The organism is Limibacter armeniacum, assembly GCF_036880985.1.
Taxonomy (GTDB): Bacteria; Bacteroidota; Bacteroidia; order Cytophagales; family Flammeovirgaceae; genus Limibacter; species Limibacter armeniacum.
The window spans coordinates 1-16,044 of record NZ_JBAJNO010000003.1 but is presented as its reverse complement, the minus strand read 5'-3'; the positions used below and the strand labels follow the sequence as shown (position 1 = coordinate 16,044).

The 16,044-nt window shown below is 40.9% G+C and carries 12 protein-coding genes; 4 read left to right on the top strand and 8 right to left on the bottom strand.

Annotation, left to right across the window (positions count from 1 at the left end):
- Entirely contained in the window at positions 1 to 1,131 is a 1,131-nt protein-coding gene (locus V6R21_RS02455) for an ABC transporter permease (RefSeq protein WP_334240543.1), read from the top strand.
- 3 nt (positions 1,132 to 1,134) lie between these two features.
- Entirely contained in the window at positions 1,135 to 2,502 is a 1,368-nt protein-coding gene (locus tag V6R21_RS02450) for a TolC family protein (RefSeq protein WP_334240540.1), read from the top strand.
- 155 nt (positions 2,503 to 2,657) lie between these two features.
- Here the strand turns inward: V6R21_RS02450 and V6R21_RS02445 are convergent, their stop codons facing one another.
- From V6R21_RS02445 to V6R21_RS02425, 5 genes are all read right to left on the bottom strand, one after another.
- On the bottom strand, positions 2,658 to 4,061 hold the full coding sequence (locus V6R21_RS02445; RefSeq protein WP_334240539.1) for an alpha-amylase family glycosyl hydrolase: 1,404 nt from the start codon (positions 4,059 to 4,061) through the stop codon (positions 2,658 to 2,660).
- Positions 4,062 to 4,262: 201 nt separating this feature from the next.
- Positions 4,263 to 4,595, bottom strand: a complete 333-nt coding sequence (locus tag V6R21_RS02440; RefSeq protein WP_334240537.1) for an NIPSNAP family protein — start codon at positions 4,593 to 4,595, stop codon at positions 4,263 to 4,265.
- A gap of 110 nt (positions 4,596 to 4,705) precedes the next feature.
- Positions 4,706 to 6,931: a TonB-dependent receptor gene (locus V6R21_RS02435; protein ID WP_334240535.1), complete on the bottom strand. Its 2,226-nt coding sequence runs from the start codon at positions 6,929 to 6,931 to the stop codon at positions 4,706 to 4,708.
- Positions 6,932 to 6,940: 9 nt separating this feature from the next.
- Entirely contained in the window at positions 6,941 to 8,188 is a 1,248-nt protein-coding gene (locus tag V6R21_RS02430) for a HupE/UreJ family protein (RefSeq protein WP_334240533.1), read from the bottom strand.
- A gap of 95 nt (positions 8,189 to 8,283) precedes the next feature.
- Complete coding sequence (locus tag V6R21_RS02425; RefSeq protein WP_334240531.1) at positions 8,284 to 9,786, bottom strand: DUF3500 domain-containing protein; 1,503 nt, start codon at positions 9,784 to 9,786, stop codon at positions 8,284 to 8,286.
- Between the two features lie 911 nt (positions 9,787 to 10,697).
- Here V6R21_RS02425 and V6R21_RS02420 point away from each other — a divergent pair.
- Positions 10,698 to 13,022 (top strand): arylsulfatase, encoded by a 2,325-nt coding sequence (locus tag V6R21_RS02420; RefSeq protein WP_334240529.1) that lies wholly within the window; start codon positions 10,698 to 10,700, stop codon positions 13,020 to 13,022.
- 151 nt (positions 13,023 to 13,173) lie between these two features.
- Here V6R21_RS02420 and V6R21_RS02415 read toward each other — a convergent pair whose 3' ends face one another.
- The 3 genes from V6R21_RS02415 to V6R21_RS02405 all read right to left on the bottom strand — a co-directional run bounded on the left by V6R21_RS02415 (position 13,174) and on the right by V6R21_RS02405 (position 15,031).
- Positions 13,174 to 13,725: a MepB family protein gene (locus V6R21_RS02415; RefSeq protein ID WP_334240525.1), complete on the bottom strand. Its 552-nt coding sequence runs from the start codon at positions 13,723 to 13,725 to the stop codon at positions 13,174 to 13,176.
- Positions 13,725 to 14,309, bottom strand: a complete 585-nt coding sequence (locus tag V6R21_RS02410) for a hypothetical protein (RefSeq protein ID WP_334240524.1) — start codon at positions 14,307 to 14,309, stop codon at positions 13,725 to 13,727. Before V6R21_RS02410 ends, V6R21_RS02415 begins: the two co-directional genes overlap by 1 nt.
- Before the next feature lie 86 nt (positions 14,310 to 14,395).
- The gene (locus V6R21_RS02405) at positions 14,396 to 15,031 is read right to left on the bottom strand and encodes a class I SAM-dependent methyltransferase (protein ID WP_334240522.1); all 636 of its coding nucleotides are present in this window, start codon (positions 15,029 to 15,031) and stop codon (positions 14,396 to 14,398) included.
- 202 nt (positions 15,032 to 15,233) lie between these two features.
- Here V6R21_RS02405 and V6R21_RS02400 point away from each other — a divergent pair.
- On the top strand, positions 15,234 to 16,044 hold an 811-nt coding region (locus tag V6R21_RS02400), incomplete at its 3' end, for a KUP/HAK/KT family potassium transporter (RefSeq protein WP_334240520.1).

Genomic DNA, 16,044 nt, shown 5'->3' with positions numbered 1-16,044 from the left:
ATGTGGAAAACAGCATTCAGCTTTATGGTTTATGATAAGGCTAAGCTTATAGGAATACTTTTCGGGATAGTGATCTCGGTCTTTCTGATAGGTGCCCAATTGGGTTTGTTGGATGGTTTTCTTGAGGCTAGCTTGGGTATTATCAAGGGAAATACCGAATACATTTTTGTAGTGAATGAAAAAAGTGAATCGTCCATCTCTCTTGTGAATGTGGATAAGCGAGTTGGGTATGAGTTACAGTCTATTCCAGGGGTGAATAAAGTCCATCCGGTGATTGTGACTGGAGGCATGATGAAAAATTCTTCTGGAGGTACAGCTGGCTGTAGTTTGGTTGGGATTAAAGCGCCAGACTATGTGGGCGCACCGAAACAGTTTCTTGAAGGTACCAACCTGAAAAGCCTGCAAAGTGAAGGAGCTGTGATTGTAGATGAATCGGATTTGGAAAATCTTGGAAAACTAAAGCAAGGGGATTATTTCAGTATCAATGATGTCAGGGTGTATATCAGCGGGATTTCAATTGGAAATGCAGGCCTTGGGGAATTTAATATGGTTTCGACAATCGAAAGAGTCAGAAAACTCTCCGGATTTAGTCCTAACCATGTCAGTGCATACATTGTAGAGGCTGACACACAAGACCCGATGGTTAAAAAGCGCATTGCAGATACCATAACTGCGACTATCCCTACTGTGAAAGCCTACGTCGGTGATACTTTCAAGGATGTAACACTTGATTATATGGGAGAAGCAAGTGGTATTGTAGGCACCTTTATGATACTTGTCTGGTTCTCGCTGGTTACGGGATTGGTCATTGTTGGGTTGACCATGTTTTCAGCAGTCAATGACCGCATCAAAGACTATGGCACGATCAAGGCAATTGGAGGAGGAAATTGGCTCATTACAAAACTGATTATGATACAGTCCATTTTTTATTCCATTTGCGGGTTCAGCTTTACCATGTTGCTGCTTATCGGATTGAAATACTTTATGAAATCAATCAACCAGAGCATGGATTACGCTCCTGAACGGATCATATTCCTGATTTTTTCAACGCTGTTGATCAGCTTGGCAGGGAGTTATTTTTCTATGCGGAAAATCTTGAAACTGGAGCCTGTACAAATCTTTAGAATGTAAATAATGAATAGCTTTAAAAATATCAATAGCATAAAATATACACTGTGGTTGCTCTTCTTTCTGTTCAATATACTGAATGTAAAAGCCCAACAGGAAGTAACACATCTGACACTGGAAAAATGTCTGGATTATGGACTTGAGAATAACTATAAGGTTGTTAAGTCTCAATATGATAAGCAAGAAAAGACATTTGCAACAAAAGAAGCTAAAAGCAAAGTGCAGCCACAAGTTTCTGCTTCAGGACAATTTGATAACTATATGAAGTTGGAGACCAGCATCATGCCTGGTGAGTTTTTTGGTCAGCCTGGGGAACAGGTGTTTGTAAATTTTGGTACCACTTACAATTATACACTCAGTGGAACTTTAAGTCAGGTGATCTTTGATCCTTCCATTTTTACTGACATAAAAGTTGCCAGGAATGTGGAGGAACTGAGTGCCATCAAAAGCAAGATGACAAAAGAGGAAACCGTCTACAATATCTGTATAGTGTATTATGACCTTTTGAAAAGTGGTGAAGAGTTGGATAAAATTCACGAGCTATTAAGCCAGAAAGATACTTCTTTAATGATTACTCAAAAGCAAGTTGAGCTTGGCGTTACACATGAAATAGAATTGAATAGAGCCAAGGTTGACCGAAGTATGCTGGAAGTAAGTGAAAGGAATCTTCAGGCAACAATCAGTCAACAAATGAATTATCTGAAAGTCTTGATCGGCATGCCGGTTGAAAATGATATTTCAGTAGACAAAGCGCCACTTACTTTTATTGAAGTGCCAGAAGCTTTTATGTCTGATTCTATCAATATTGGTTCAATTACAACCATTCAGCAATTGGAGGTGGAGCGAGAGCAACTGCTGCTCAAGAAGAAAGGTTATCAGCTACAATACCTACCAACACTTTCGGCAAACATTACAGGAGCGTATCAATATCAGTCGGATAACTTTGAGTTATCTACTAAAAATAGCTGGTCAGATTATGCATACATCGGTTTCAAACTTTCAATTCCTTTGTATGATGGTCTTGCCAAGCAAAGCAAGATTAATCAGGTGAACATGCAGCTTTCAAGCCTAAGGAAGGATTTGGAACATGAAAAACAGGTTACTTACAATAACTATTTCAATGCAATTAATCAATTGCTGTCGGCATATCAATCCACCATTTCGCAACAAGAGAATGCTCAACTGGCAGAGAAGGTTTATGCTCAAACAAAAGCACTTTATCATCAAGGTAAGATGACCTATGTTGAGCTTTTGTCTTCAGAAGCCGCAGTCAGGGAAGCCCAGTTTACTTATATCGCTGAAATCATAAAGTATAAAAAAGCAAAATTGGAACTGAAGAAGGTTAAGGGTGAGTTGTTAAGTCTGGCAGGGTGAAATAACCTTAATGTTGGGTGATGATCTCCCAATGATATTCTTAGAAAGGAGAGCGAAGTCAATCCATAGTTTATATTACTTGAACATAAGTTATGGATTGACTTTTTAATGATAGCTAAGTGTAAAAATGGCAAATAGCATCAATTACAATTCCCTTATTTTTTTACAAATACTTTATATCCCCAAGCATCTAATTTCAACGCTGAATCTTCTTTGAAATCAATCACTTCATTTGAAAAGTAATCGGTATATGTTCCGTGATAAAGTGTCTCTTTAAATGATATGGTTTGTGCATTATCTGAAAAATTGAATACAGCAAAAACCTTATCTTTTTCATTTTGACGGACAAAGCTAAGTATTTCCTTTTCTGAAGAGTTAGGAACCTTAACCATTGTACTGCCCCATTTCGCATGCCACAGTGCTGTATTTTCCTTCATCAAAGCAAATAGGTCTTTATATAGCTTACCAATGTAATGGTCTTTCCATACAATAGGGTCTTTTTCAAAAAACTCCAGTCGCTTTTTATTACCGGCTTCCTGTCCATTATAAATCAAAGGCATTCCTTCCCCAACCACTGATAAGGTAATGGCAGCCTCTAAACCATCTCCAAACTGTTCCCACATGGTGCCTTCCCATGCATTTTTGTCATGGTTGCTTACAAATGTCATTCGAAATGAATTTGGAGGAAATGCACTCTCATTCCAAGAGTAATAAATATATAAGCCATTTACATCTGCGTGTCCTGTACAGATTTTGTGCATCGTTTCATTCCAGCTCCACGCATAGGTCATATCAAAAGCTTCTGCATGTAAATCCCTAGACTCCCACTCGGCAAGCATAAAAACGGGTTTTATGGCATCCAATTCTTTACGTGCGTTATTCCAAAAATCAACAGGTACAAATCCGGCAACATCACATCTGTAGCCATCAATATCAGCTTCCTTGACCCAATATTTTAAAGCATTGGTCATATATTGCCTTAGGCCAGGTTGGTTATAATCCAAATCAATAATGTCAGACCAGTCCCACCAAGGAGTAGGTCTAAAATCATTTTTATAGTCTCTATCATACCAATCTGGGTGCTCTTGAACCAATACATTATCCCATGCAGTGTGGTTAGCGACCCAATCTAAAATAACATACATGCCCTGATTATGAGCCGATGAGACAAATTGTTTTAAATCTTCCATGGTCCCGAATTCCGGATTGACCTTGAAATAGTCTTTCACGGAATAAGGGCTTCCTAATGTGCCTTTCCTGTTTTTACTTCCAATTTCTTGAACAGGCATCAACCATATAATATCAACCCCTAATTCTTTTAATCTTGGTAATTCTTTCTCAGCAGCTAGGAACGTGCCTTCTTGTGTAAACTGTCTTGTATTGAGTTGGTAAATAGCCGCATTTTTACTCCACTCAGGGTGCGTGATTTTTACATATGGTTTGGGCACGTATCGATCGGTATTTGTTGTAGAACTTTCTTGATCTTGCTTATTATTAGGGGTTTGACATCCGATCATAAATAAGGTTACCCCTAATAGTAGGTGTCCTATTTTTTTCATTTTCATGTTATTTATTGGTCTCTAATTTTTGGATACTCTTCTTAAAGAGATGTTACTGATTTTGTGAAATCAAAGGGAGATAATTATCTACTAATCTAATTAATAGAAAAAAAGGATGAGATTTTTAAAAATCTCATCCTCACTAATTGGGATTCCTTTATGCTGTTTGAGTTTTGCTAGCACGCTTTGTGTCAAAAGATATCAGTCTATCCTCGCCTTATCGTTTATGCCTTCAAATACTGGCTTCAGGAATGACCGCTCATAATGAAGGATACAGCCTGTGTTTTTGGCATACTCAAAAGCTTCCATGCATTTTGGGCAAGAAGGAATTTTATTTCTATAGTCTTCATAATCAGCCAAGGTCGCAAATGAAAATGTAGCATAACCAATGTTGTTGGCTCCTTCATACGGCAATAGGTATCCATGATGTACACCTCCCATTTCATTGACCAGATCAATCCAAAGTTTTCCATAGTGTTCAAACGCTGCTACTTTGTACGGATCGATTGTGTATTTTAAAAAACATGTTACCATTTCTCGACTATTTAAGATGAATTATTTGTGGACTCGGACTATCAATATAGCATATTGTTTTTGTATGATGACCGTCTGAGTTTAGTATTGAAATGGCAACTTTATCCTTATCAGAATTTGTACCGGAGCATTGCCGTCGCACAAAATGGAATACCCGGTGTATAATGGATTTCCTCAACGCTTGAGGTCTCATTAAACAGCCTGGATTCTGTCGCAAACTGAGTTTCTTTCCATTCCACATCAAAGAGGTTCTGAATTTTCAAACCCAAGTCAAAGTGTTTAAACTGATAACCAAGGTTGGTATCCACTACGGTATAGCCTTCTGCTACGATGGTGTTGTCTTCATTGGCAGGTCGATCACTGATATATCGGTACTGGATGCTGCCGTACCAGTTGCTTTGACCTGATATGCTCAAGGTGCCCACAGCAGTCAAGTCCGGCGCCAGAGGAATATAGTTTTCTCCTTCAGGGTCAGAAACGGAACGGGCATAGGCATAATTGACATCCTGACTGAAGTAAAGCCAGTCCAGCAATTGCCATCTTACGCCAAGATCGAAGCCCGATCGGTTGGTTTTTCCGCTTGGCTCTACGATGCCGGCATCTCCCACATAAACAAATTCCTGTTCGAGAAAGAGATTCCAAACAGCTGCATTGACCAGAAGTCGGGGATGTGCTTTCCATATCAGCCCCAAATCAGAGGAATAGGCTTTGGGCAAGATGCTTTCGCCTTCTTCTGCCACGACTACACGCGTATCATTGGAATGAAATCCAATGCCCGTCTTCAGGTAATATTGCAGCAGCGGCGAATGCTGGTAAAGTACATTCAGTTTTGGACTCAGTATTCCTTTTTCTACCTGATTGTTTTCATAGGTTTCTGAAAGACGGTCATAATAACCGAACTGAAAATAATCTAGCCTAAGGGCAGGGTTGACGGTCCATTTTCCCCTGACCAGCTCAGCCTGTGCATAAGCGTAGCTGTTGGTTTCGTGAATGTCTCCCAGCTTGAGGGTTTCAAGCGTTGTTTGTCTGTTCAGGGAATGAGACAGCGCTGTGCCTGTAGTTTGGTCATCTCTCAATCCAACACCGGCAGACAGATTGATCGACCCATTGGGTAGCGCAATAAAGCGATTCCACTCAGAATTGAATCCAAACATGTTGCGGTCTTCCTTCTGCCTGATCTGGTCTCCATGCTCAGCATCTTCCAGATAGAAAGTAAAGTTGCTGTAAAGTTCAAAATCATAATGAGACAAATAGAATCTTGAAGTCAGGGATGAATTTTTGGATAGCTGATGGATGTAGTTAAGGTTCAGGTTTGACCTTGACGTATTTCCACCTTCCGTATCATCTATCGCACCGAACCTGCTGATGATATTGGTTTCCACTGCCCGTTCAGGAATCTGTCCTGACGCATCCCAACTGGACTGGAAATGGGACGCACTAACGGAAAGCTTGTTGTTATTGTCCAGCTCTCCCGTGTACTTGCCCATGACATTCAGTCTGGAAAAGTTCTGGGGGCTTTCAAAATAGCCATCTGTAGTGAGGTATTCACTGGCGACATAGGCAGCGTGATGTGAATTGCGGGAGAGATTGATCAGGCTAAATAACCTTTTGGTATTGTACTGACCGATCTCTGTCTGAATGATATTATTTTCCAGCCTGTCTTTGGTCTGAAAGGCGACATATCCAGCTGTACTAAAATTTCCTTGATCGGCATAGTAAGTTCCTTTTCCAAAATCGATTTTCTCAATCGTTTCCGGAATCACGAAGTGGAGATCAGCGTAGCCCTGTCCATGAGCATGGGAAACCATATTGACAGGCATGCCATCTACAGAAATGGCAATGTCTGTTCCGTGGTCTATATCAAATCCCCGTAAAAAAATCTGCTCGGCTTTTCCTCCACCTGCATGCTGACCGATGATGAGACCGGGCACCTTACGGAGAACTTCCTGACTGGAGTTGACAGGCGTAGTTTTCAGGTCAATCTTTGATACAACATTGAGCGCATTGACCTCCGGACTCACCGTAATCTGATCCAGTTCAAAGGTCTTGAGTTCAAGTATGATGGTGCGTTCTTTTTCTTCTTTTACTACAACACTAATCGTATTGTATGCGGCATGTGTTAGCGTAAGCGTATCGCCTGCTTCTATACCGTTGAGTAAAAATGTTCCCTGTTGGTTGGTGTGGGTGTGCTGATCGGTGTGAAGATTTTGTACGAGTACTGCTTCTATGGCAAGTCCTGTTTCATCCACCACCTTTCCTGAAATTCCTTGAGCCAATGCGGCAGAACCGACCAGTACAAAAAAAATTGTACTGTAAATTGATTTGAAAAAATTCATGCTGATTGTTTATAAAATAGAATTAGCGATCTCGGTAATGAAATTTTCTTTCTCCAGAACGCGTTCAAAAATCCACGCCACGGCAGTGATGCCTGTGATGATGGCAAAGGCAACCCTGAAGGCTGGGTAAAATTTCCATTTGCTGGTGATCAGTAAGGGAAAGAAGCAAACCATAATGATAAGCTGCATGCTTTCGATGCCAAGGTTGAATCCGACAACACTCAGTAACCTTGCCTGCCATCCGAGGTTCATGGATGAAAGTGAAATCGAAAATGCCAAACCATGGATAAGCCCGAAGCCGGCCGCCACCCAAGCCTCTTTCTTTACAAAAACAGGTTTGATGCAGTGAATGGCAGATATCAGGATGGATAGGGCAATCAGAACTTCGATATACTGAGCACGGAAAGGAATCAGGTCAAAGCTGCCAACAAGCAATGTGATTGAATGGCCAATTGTAAAGGCAATACTTATTTTCAGAAATCGGAAGAGGGTGTGCCTATAGCCTTCAAAGCCTGTCCACCTTTTATCAAAGACTGCCAGCGGCGAGACGATCAACAACGTGAGCAGGAAAAGAATATGGTCCAACCCAACACGGATATGTTCCATTCCAAATAAAAACATGGCCCAAGTGCCTTTGATCCAGCTTCCGCCATCAATGTCAATCTTCAGTGGCAGGCATTTTCCCAATTTAAAATCTGTCGCTATAACGCCAACAGGTCTGGTAGCCTCATCTGTGATCATCCCGCTGTTCCAGTCATATTTCAGGTAAATGAGAATCTTGTGGGTGAGTACCTCATGAATGATGGCATCATAGGCAAAATCAAACTGGTGAAGTGCCGATGGGGTAGAAGGTGTCAGCTCAAAATAAATCTCCAGTTCAGTATACTTACCAACTTCACGGTCAAACTCTTCGATCGTCTTAAAGCCACTGATGTTGGTTTTCCAAACGTCATTCCCTGATAGCGCCTTGATATGTTGCTGGAAATAACCTACGATCTGTGTGCTGTCAACTTTCTCTTCAGTGCTTTTGGTGGCATCCATCCAAACTATAAAAGGCATCTTTGCCACACCAAAAACAGAATGATCTGAAACGGAAAGTTCCACCACCGTATTGGGCATGGGGTGAGCCAAAATTTTTGAGGGTAGTATCATGAAGGCAGGTAGCAGCAAAAGTGATACATGCCATAGCTTTCTGAAATGCATACTGGTATTCAATAAGTAATGCTGCCCGATCACCTTGCAGAAATGTACCTGCACCTGAAGTCGGACGGATTTGTTATCATATTGGTTGAAAGCAACCTGCCCTCAGCAGGAGGGCAGGTTGTCACTGAATGTTTCAGCAGTGGAAAAAATTAATTTCCACCGTAATCAAATGTCTTGTCTCTCCATACAGAGTGAGGGTGTGTGCCTGACAGGATAACGCCAGACTGCGTACTGTACTCAATCCATACAGACGGGCCATCGATTCTGACATAATCGTTTCTTTCAGTTACGCTGGTTGTACCTGAATATCCGATGTAGGTATCGTCTATCTCGCTTTCATATTTGTCCATGATTTTTTCAGCTTCAGTATCAGACAGGTCAGCAACGTAAGTTTCGATTACGGCAAGTACCAGTTCTTTCTGAGCAGAGGTTAGTCCACCTACGTTCAGTCCAGAAGGCGTTGCAGGGAAATTGTTATCATTCTGAGGGCCAGCTACAAGATCACCGAATGTACCACTCAGTTGAGCAGTTGCCAGCTCGTCAGAAGACAGTCCTGCCAGCATAGCCACCATAGCTGCTTGCTCATCATTCATGGTTTGGTAAGATTCACCATTGTAAGTGAAAGTACCGAATGGTTCAATGCCACGGAAAGAAGGAGTAGCACCCACCAGTTCTCCATCAATGTAAGTGTTGGCAAGCGCAAAGTGATGGCCTCCGAATTGGATCTCAAAAGTGCCGGAGGTAGATGGTGTTCCCAACAAGGCAAAATAGTAATTGTGAGAGCCGTAAGTATTGCCGCCTCCATTGTCACCTAGGTAATTGTCAGCGATAAGGTGTTGATACAGTTCGTCCCATCCTTCGTTTGCTTTACTTCCGGTAACTTCTTTCAGCAGGGCTTTTACATAGGCCACTTGTGTTGAATCCATTTCGCCCAGAGAAAGTCCCAGTCTGATTCCTGCCATTCCTTCTGGTAGGTTAGACCATTTCTGTGCATTTTCCACTGAGTAATCAAGCTGTACAATTGCCAACTCTTCATCATCAAGCAATGCGATAAAAGATTCGGCAAGGCAAATGATCTTCTCAATTCCTGAAGCAGAAGAACAAGCCGTAACTTCTACCGCTTCAACATCTGAGAAGCCGTTGTCCACAATGTCGCCCATGTCTCCGCCAGGACCACCAGCGCCAGGTTCCATGCCGCCATCGAATCCACCATCAAGTGTCATCTCAAGTACGCAGGCCTGACCTCCAAAAGCTACACTGAAGAAAGCGATGCCGCCGCCCATCTGATTTGTGGATGTACCCGTGATATCAAAGACCAAGTTACCTTCGCCACTCGCCAACGTACCGCTTTCCAATGTAGCAGTATAGCCTATTACACCAGTTGAAGAGATCACCATTGCAGTGTCATAAGCCACGCCATTTCCGCCGGAATAAGGAACGGTAGCTGTACCTGAAATATCTGGGCCGTCTATAGTCAAGTCAAAAGTGACGCCGCTACAATCTATGGATGTAATGGAGGCTTCATCTACTACGTTTTCATCGTCATCATTGCAACCTGAAAGTATAACTAATGATGAAATAATAAGGGCTGTCACTGCTTGAAAAATTACCCGGTGGGTGATTTGGAGTTTTGTGTTCCGCAATTTGGTCATAATTACCTAGTATTTAGTTTATTAATAGTTTGTTGTAATTCTACTTTTTCTATGCTGTTTGTGATTTAAATCCACTGTAATAAAAATCAGGTGTCTTCATTAGCACAATTTTTAAAGTAGAAAGCACGTGACGATCAGGTTCGCTTAAAAACCAGTGATCATAATTTCTATTGAGTGTCAAAGTAGAGCGTATAGATTTTTCAAAAGAAAATAGTGCGATAGGAAGAACAAGAATTGCGATGAATGGAATGTAGGTATAAAGATCTTAGGACTTAAACAGGTATTGTCCTGAGCCTGTTGTGATGAAACTTTTTAGTTACCATTTCAATAAGGAAAGTTGGTTATACGATCCCTTTTTAAGAAGAGAAGGAGGTTTTACAAGCGTCAGTTGTAGTGGTAAGTGTTTGGTTATTAGTGTTTAATTATCGTTGTGTTACAAATTTCATAATGAGGGAATCAAGAAGTGATGGTTACTTTTCAGGATGACTTTATCTGATAAACAGCGTAAACAGTGGGGAAGGTGGATTGTGATTACTTCAATTAGAATACTTAGTTGAGTCTGATATTCATCGTAAATTGACTTTAATACATATGAATATTTTTATATAAGTATGTTGGGCAGTTTTTATTGCAATAAAGTTTGAACTCTGTGATTGTATATAATGTTATTGAATGGGGTTTTGTACTGAAAATATATTTATTAAAATAAATGCTCAATTTGAAAACTTATAATATAGCATAAAAGGCTACTTCTTTAGTATAGATAAATACCCTTCTTTTTTACTTCATTTTACATTTTGTTGATGCACTTGATTTAGCTATTGAAGTCAACTCTAAAAGTATCTTATTAGCTACCTGTTAGGTATTCACTCCTTTCTGTTTTGCCTCTTTAGATCTAACTGATAACGAATATGAAACCTACTATTTTTATGTTGCTGTTGCTAGTGTACGTACCACGTGCCTTTGCACAGGAAGTCTTACCTCGACCGGAATACCGATTCAAGGGTGTCGTGGGGACGACCTTCAAGGACAGTGACCCTGCCAAGTTTCCACAGCCTGCCAAACCACCGGAAGGCGCTCCCAACATTTTGCTTGTCCTGATAGACGATGCCGGGTTTGGCCAGTTTGCTGTAAGCGGTGGAGGGGTACCTTCACCCAATATGGAAAAGCTGGCAGAGAAGGGCGTGATCTATAATCGTTTCCATACGACAGCGCTTTGCTCACCTACCCGAGCTGCCTTACTGACTGGGCGAAACCACCAGTCTTCCGGTACAGGTATTATTACAGAGCTGGCTACCGGATATGACGGCTATACTGGTGTAATCCCGAAAAGTACGGCTACCATTGCCGAAATACTGAGACAAAATGGCTATGCCACCGCTTGGATTGGAAAAAACCACAATACACCCGTATATGAGACAGGTCCATTGGGACCTTTTGACCACTGGCCCACAGGATTGGGATTTAATTACTTCTATGGCTTTAATGCGGGAGATATCAACCAGTTCAAGGCGGACCTGATCGAAAACCTGAACCCAATAGAGCGTCCAGATGACCCGAACTATCACCTGAGTGCAGACCTTGCAGACAAGACCATTGCGTACTTGCAAAAGGCAGAGGCATTTGAGCCTGAAAAGCCTTGGTTTGTTTATTTGGCTTTGGCTGCAACACACAGTCCACATCAGGCACCGAAAGAATGGATTGACAAGTTTAAAGGCAAGTTTGATATGGGCTGGGATAAGTATCGGGAAGAGACCTTCAAGCGTCAAAAAGAGATGGGGGTAATCCCTGCCGATGCCAAGCTGACAACCCGTCCCAAAAGTCTGCCGGCATGGGAGAGCCTGAATGCCGACCAGAAAAAGCTGTACAGCCATATGATGGAAATTTTTGCTGCCTATGGGGCACATGCCGATGCTCAGGTAGGGCGGGTGATGGACTATGTCAAGACCTTGCCGGATGCTGAAAATACCATGATCATTTATATCGTGGGTGATAATGGTTCTTCGGCAGAGGGAGGATTGGAAGGCTGTATGAATGAGATTGCATTCTTCAATGCCCATGAGACTACTTATGAGGAAGTGCTGCCTCATATTGATGAGTTGGGAACGGAAAAACACTTCAACCATTTCCCTGCTGAGTGGGCTTGGGCGATGAATACACCATTCCAATGGACCAAGCAGGTAGCCAGTCATTTAGGAGGAGTAAGAAACCCGATGATAATCTCATGGCCCAAGAAGATCAAGGAAAGCAAAGCGATCAGGAATCAGTTTACCCATGTGGTGGATATAGCGCCAACTATTTTGGAGGTAGTGGGACTAGAAGAGCCTAATATGGTCAATGGGGTACCACAGAAGCCCATGGAAGGACGTAGCTTTATGGAAAGTTTGACCGATGGCAAAGCCAAGGAAAGCCATACCATGCAATACTTTGAAATGTTTGCCAACCGGGGCATCTACAAGGATGGTTGGTGGGCTGCCAGCCTTTCGTTTGAACCATGGAATCCGGTAAGGGATAACTATGACCCATTTGAAGCCAAGTGGGAACTTTACAATATTGACAAGGATTTTTCTCAGGCTACTGATTTGGCAAAGTCCGAACCTGCAAAGTTGGAAGAGCTAAAAGCTTTGTGGTGGGCACAGGCGAGCAAGTACAATGTACTGCCGCTGGACTGGCGAGGAGCGGAACGCTTTTCGGCAGAGATGACAGGTAAGCCCAACCCAAGTGCAGGTAGAACTCACTTTGTTTATCCTTCTCCTATCAGCGGGTTGCCGGAAGCAACTGCCCCTGACCTGAAGAACAAATCCTTCTCGATTACGGCAGATGTGGAGGTGGATGAAAATAGTAATGGGATGATCTTCACGCAAGGCGGCAATACAGCAGGTTGGGCATTTTACCTGAAAGATGGTCAACTTTATTTCTCCCACAATTACATTGACCTGAAGCGCTATACCATCAATTCTACTTCAAAAGTACCTGCCGGAAAGCATGAGGTCAAGGCAGACTTTACCTATAATGGTGGTGAAAAGGAGTTTGGTAAGAGTGGTACAGTGAAGCTCCTTGTGGATGGCAAGGTAGTAGGTGAAGGTAAGATTGATCAGACGACACCTATCAAGTACTCTTTGGATGAAACGCAAGATATCGGTATGGATGGCGGCACCCCGATTGATGATAACTACGATACTCCTTTTCATTTTAAGGGTAACCTAACCAATATCCGATTAGACTTAAGTAGATAGGTTAAGCATACAAATGTTTGTAGTCAATAGCAGGACATTATGATGCTGAATATTATAAAGGTATAGCCATTACTATTTGAGTAGGAATGGGCTATACCTTTTGTTTGAATGCTGATTAAATGTGATGAACAATTAGTGTATCCCATTCATATTACAGACAAGTGATGGGCAGAATTGAATTAAGTTTTTCAACACACTTATTTTCGGTATTGGTCAAATCTATAAAATACTTTTCTTGCCAATTTTTGCTTTTTTGAGCTTGTTTGTTGTTGGGTGTATTCCAATCTGCATAGACCCTGAAACCCCGTTTACCTTCTTTATTGTGCTTGGTTAATATTTGATTGTCGCTTAAAACTTGTTTTGGGAAAAGGAAAAACCCGAATTGGTGATCTTGTTCCGTTGCGATGATATAATAATCGAAATTGTCATTTATGCTAAAAGGCGCTGTTTGTCCTGTTGCGTTTCTTTTCCATAAGGAGACAAACAGCCCCGTTTTTTTAGGAGTGACTTTCGCTTTTCTAAATTTTATGTTGAGCTTGTTTATTTGGAAGTTAAACCCAAAATATTCTTGACATTCATGGTCTTGAACAACGTTTTTTATTTTCAGCCCATTATAATTTAAGAGCGTGTTTTCTATTTGATATAATGCTTTAATCATCAATTGGTTATTGTTAATTGGAGTATCTGCTGACGTTTTATGCATCAGGAATTTTGAGTTATCATGCGTTTATTTTTTCTTTTTTGGAGGATACTAAATATCACACCTGCAATTAATCCAATTAGTCCTCCCAAGTAGCTGAAATTATGCATTGAGCCAATGGCTATAAAGCTTTTCCTGTCATTTGTATGGTCAGGTAAAAACCAATACGGAGGAACTTCATCCAGAAAAAATTGTCCATATAAAAGCCCAATAAAGCCAGTTATTAATGCGACTCCCATAGTTACCATAATTGCTTTTAGGGTAACCTTGAACATCTCATTTCCATTTTTATGGATGAACCCTACAAGACCAAGAAACACCCCTATAATAAGTCCTACCCACCATGTAGCCAATATTCCTATGATGGTAACTCCAAATCTAGGGTTCTCTAACTGTATCTCCGGATTTTTACCTGATCCGATATTTTGTCCTAATCCCCAGTTTTCAAGTCCAAATTGTATAAACTTAAACTTTGTATAATACTCCTCTGAGATGGAATAGGTGATTTGGTCATGAAGAATCCCATAAACCCCTCCAAGAATTGGCCCAATGACCAATATTAGAATTATTGCAATTAGCTTATTCATTTGTTAGGTTAAGTACAAGCAGTATCAAGCTGTTATGACACAAGTTTGGACTGTTGGTTTTAGTTTAAAAATCAATCTGAAGCGTTTTACTGTTCCTTTTTAGTACAGGTAATTTGCCAAAATTTTTGTGAAGGCTTGTTGCCTATATTTTTTGCAGGTTCACTAATTTCTTCAGTTTCACTCAATCCATATTGGCCAAACTCATTCTCTATTGCTGCTAGATCATAATAGAATAGATTAACTCCATGCTTGGTCTTGAATCTGTCTTTACTTAGTTCTATACCTTCTCCATATGTGGCGGTATTCTTTGAAATTGCAACAAATACCATGTATCCACCAATTCGAAGTTGGTTATAACAATCCGCAATCAGTTTAGCTCTTTCTTCTTCATTTAGTAAATGAATTAATGCATAACAAAAAATGCCATCATATAACTTTTGGTCAAATGGCATCTCGCTGACACTTCCATGATACACATTTACGATATTGCCATAGTGTTTTTTTGCTAAATCAATTGCCGTTTCTGAAATTTCAATTCCTGTAACGTTGAAGCCATTTTCAGTGAAAATTTGTGCATTCCTGCCGTATCCAAACCCAGGGATTAATATTTCCTTTAATTTCTTATTTTTAAATAAGTCAAGAGTTGAAATTGCAGCATCAGCAGGTTCAAATCCCCACATTGTTTGTTTATCCTTAAAACTCGATTCCCAAAACTCTGTCATGTTATTATTTCAATGTATTGTTATTTTCTCTGGTAAGTTCCTGCTATTGTAAGTGCTAGCTAGGATTTACTCAAGGTAGTACTAATCTAAGATTTTATAAACTGAAAGGGCGTACCATTAGTTTGAAAAGGCATTTTGCCAATCACTAAATCAAGGTTAGCTTTATGTAAACCTCAAACAACACAACTTATACTAGGGTACGATGTCGAAAACACCATCCAAGCAATCAGTTCTGGCTTTAGCAGCCCTCGGTATCGTCTACGGGGATATTGGTACATCACCACTTTATGCCTTTCGGGAGTGTTTCAATGGTAAACATGCTACAACACTGAATCCGGATAATGTGATGGGAATATTATCCTTGATTTTCTGGTTATTGATATTGATTGTAAGTGTTAAATACCTGTTTGTTGTTTTAAAAGCTGACCACCATGGGGAAGGAGGGGTATTGGCGTTGATGCAATCGGCTCTTACCAGTCTTGGTGATAAAAGGTTAGGGAAAACATTTATCTTGTTGATAGGACTTTTTGGTGCAGCCCTTTTATATGGAGATGGGTTGTTAACGCCTGCGATCTCTGTCTTGAGTGCAGTAGAAGGTCTCAAAGTGATCAATCCTGCATTTGAGAACCTAGCTCCGCCACTTACAACCCTGATTCTTGTGGTACTTTTTTTAGGGCAGCAATTTGGGACAGCCAAAGTAGGGATGTTGTTTGGACCTGTTATGTTGCTTTGGTTTTCAATACTAGGTGTGTTGGGTGTTGTCCATATCCTCAAGTATCCAGACATTTTGGTTGCCTTAAACCCTGTATTGGCTATAAAGTTTCTTTCTGTGGAAGGCTTTGAAAGTTTATATGTGCTGGGTGCCGTATTTCTAGTAGTTACAGGAGGGGAGGCACTCTATGCTGATTTAGGGCATTTTGGAAAAAAGGCTATTCGTCAAGCATGGTTTTTTGTGGTCTTGCCTGGACTTGTACTTAACTATTTTGGACAAGGGGCATTACTTATCAGAGCCC

What these genes read in the sequence shown, in the direction of transcription:
- V6R21_RS02455 (WP_334240543.1), top strand. Translation starts at nt 1, where the DNA reads ATGTGGAAAACAGCATTCAGCTTTATGGTTTATGATAAGGCTAAGCTT.
- V6R21_RS02450 (WP_334240540.1), top strand. Translation starts at nt 1,135, where the DNA reads ATGAATAGCTTTAAAAATATCAATAGCATAAAATATACACTGTGGTTG.
- V6R21_RS02445 (WP_334240539.1), bottom strand. Translation starts at nt 4,061, where the DNA reads ATGAAAAAAATAGGACACCTACTATTAGGGGTAACCTTATTTATGATC.
- V6R21_RS02440 (WP_334240537.1), bottom strand. Translation starts at nt 4,595, where the DNA reads ATGGTAACATGTTTTTTAAAATACACAATCGATCCGTACAAAGTAGCA.
- V6R21_RS02435 (WP_334240535.1), bottom strand. Translation starts at nt 6,931, where the DNA reads ATGAATTTTTTCAAATCAATTTACAGTACAATTTTTTTTGTACTGGTC.
- V6R21_RS02425 (WP_334240531.1), bottom strand. Translation starts at nt 9,786, where the DNA reads ATGACCAAATTGCGGAACACAAAACTCCAAATCACCCACCGGGTAATT.
- V6R21_RS02420 (WP_334240529.1), top strand. Translation starts at nt 10,698, where the DNA reads ATGAAACCTACTATTTTTATGTTGCTGTTGCTAGTGTACGTACCACGT.
- V6R21_RS02415 (WP_334240525.1), bottom strand. Translation starts at nt 13,725, where the DNA reads ATGCATAAAACGTCAGCAGATACTCCAATTAACAATAACCAATTGATG.
- V6R21_RS02410 (WP_334240524.1), bottom strand. Translation starts at nt 14,309, where the DNA reads ATGAATAAGCTAATTGCAATAATTCTAATATTGGTCATTGGGCCAATT.
- V6R21_RS02405 (WP_334240522.1), bottom strand. Translation starts at nt 15,031, where the DNA reads ATGACAGAGTTTTGGGAATCGAGTTTTAAGGATAAACAAACAATGTGG.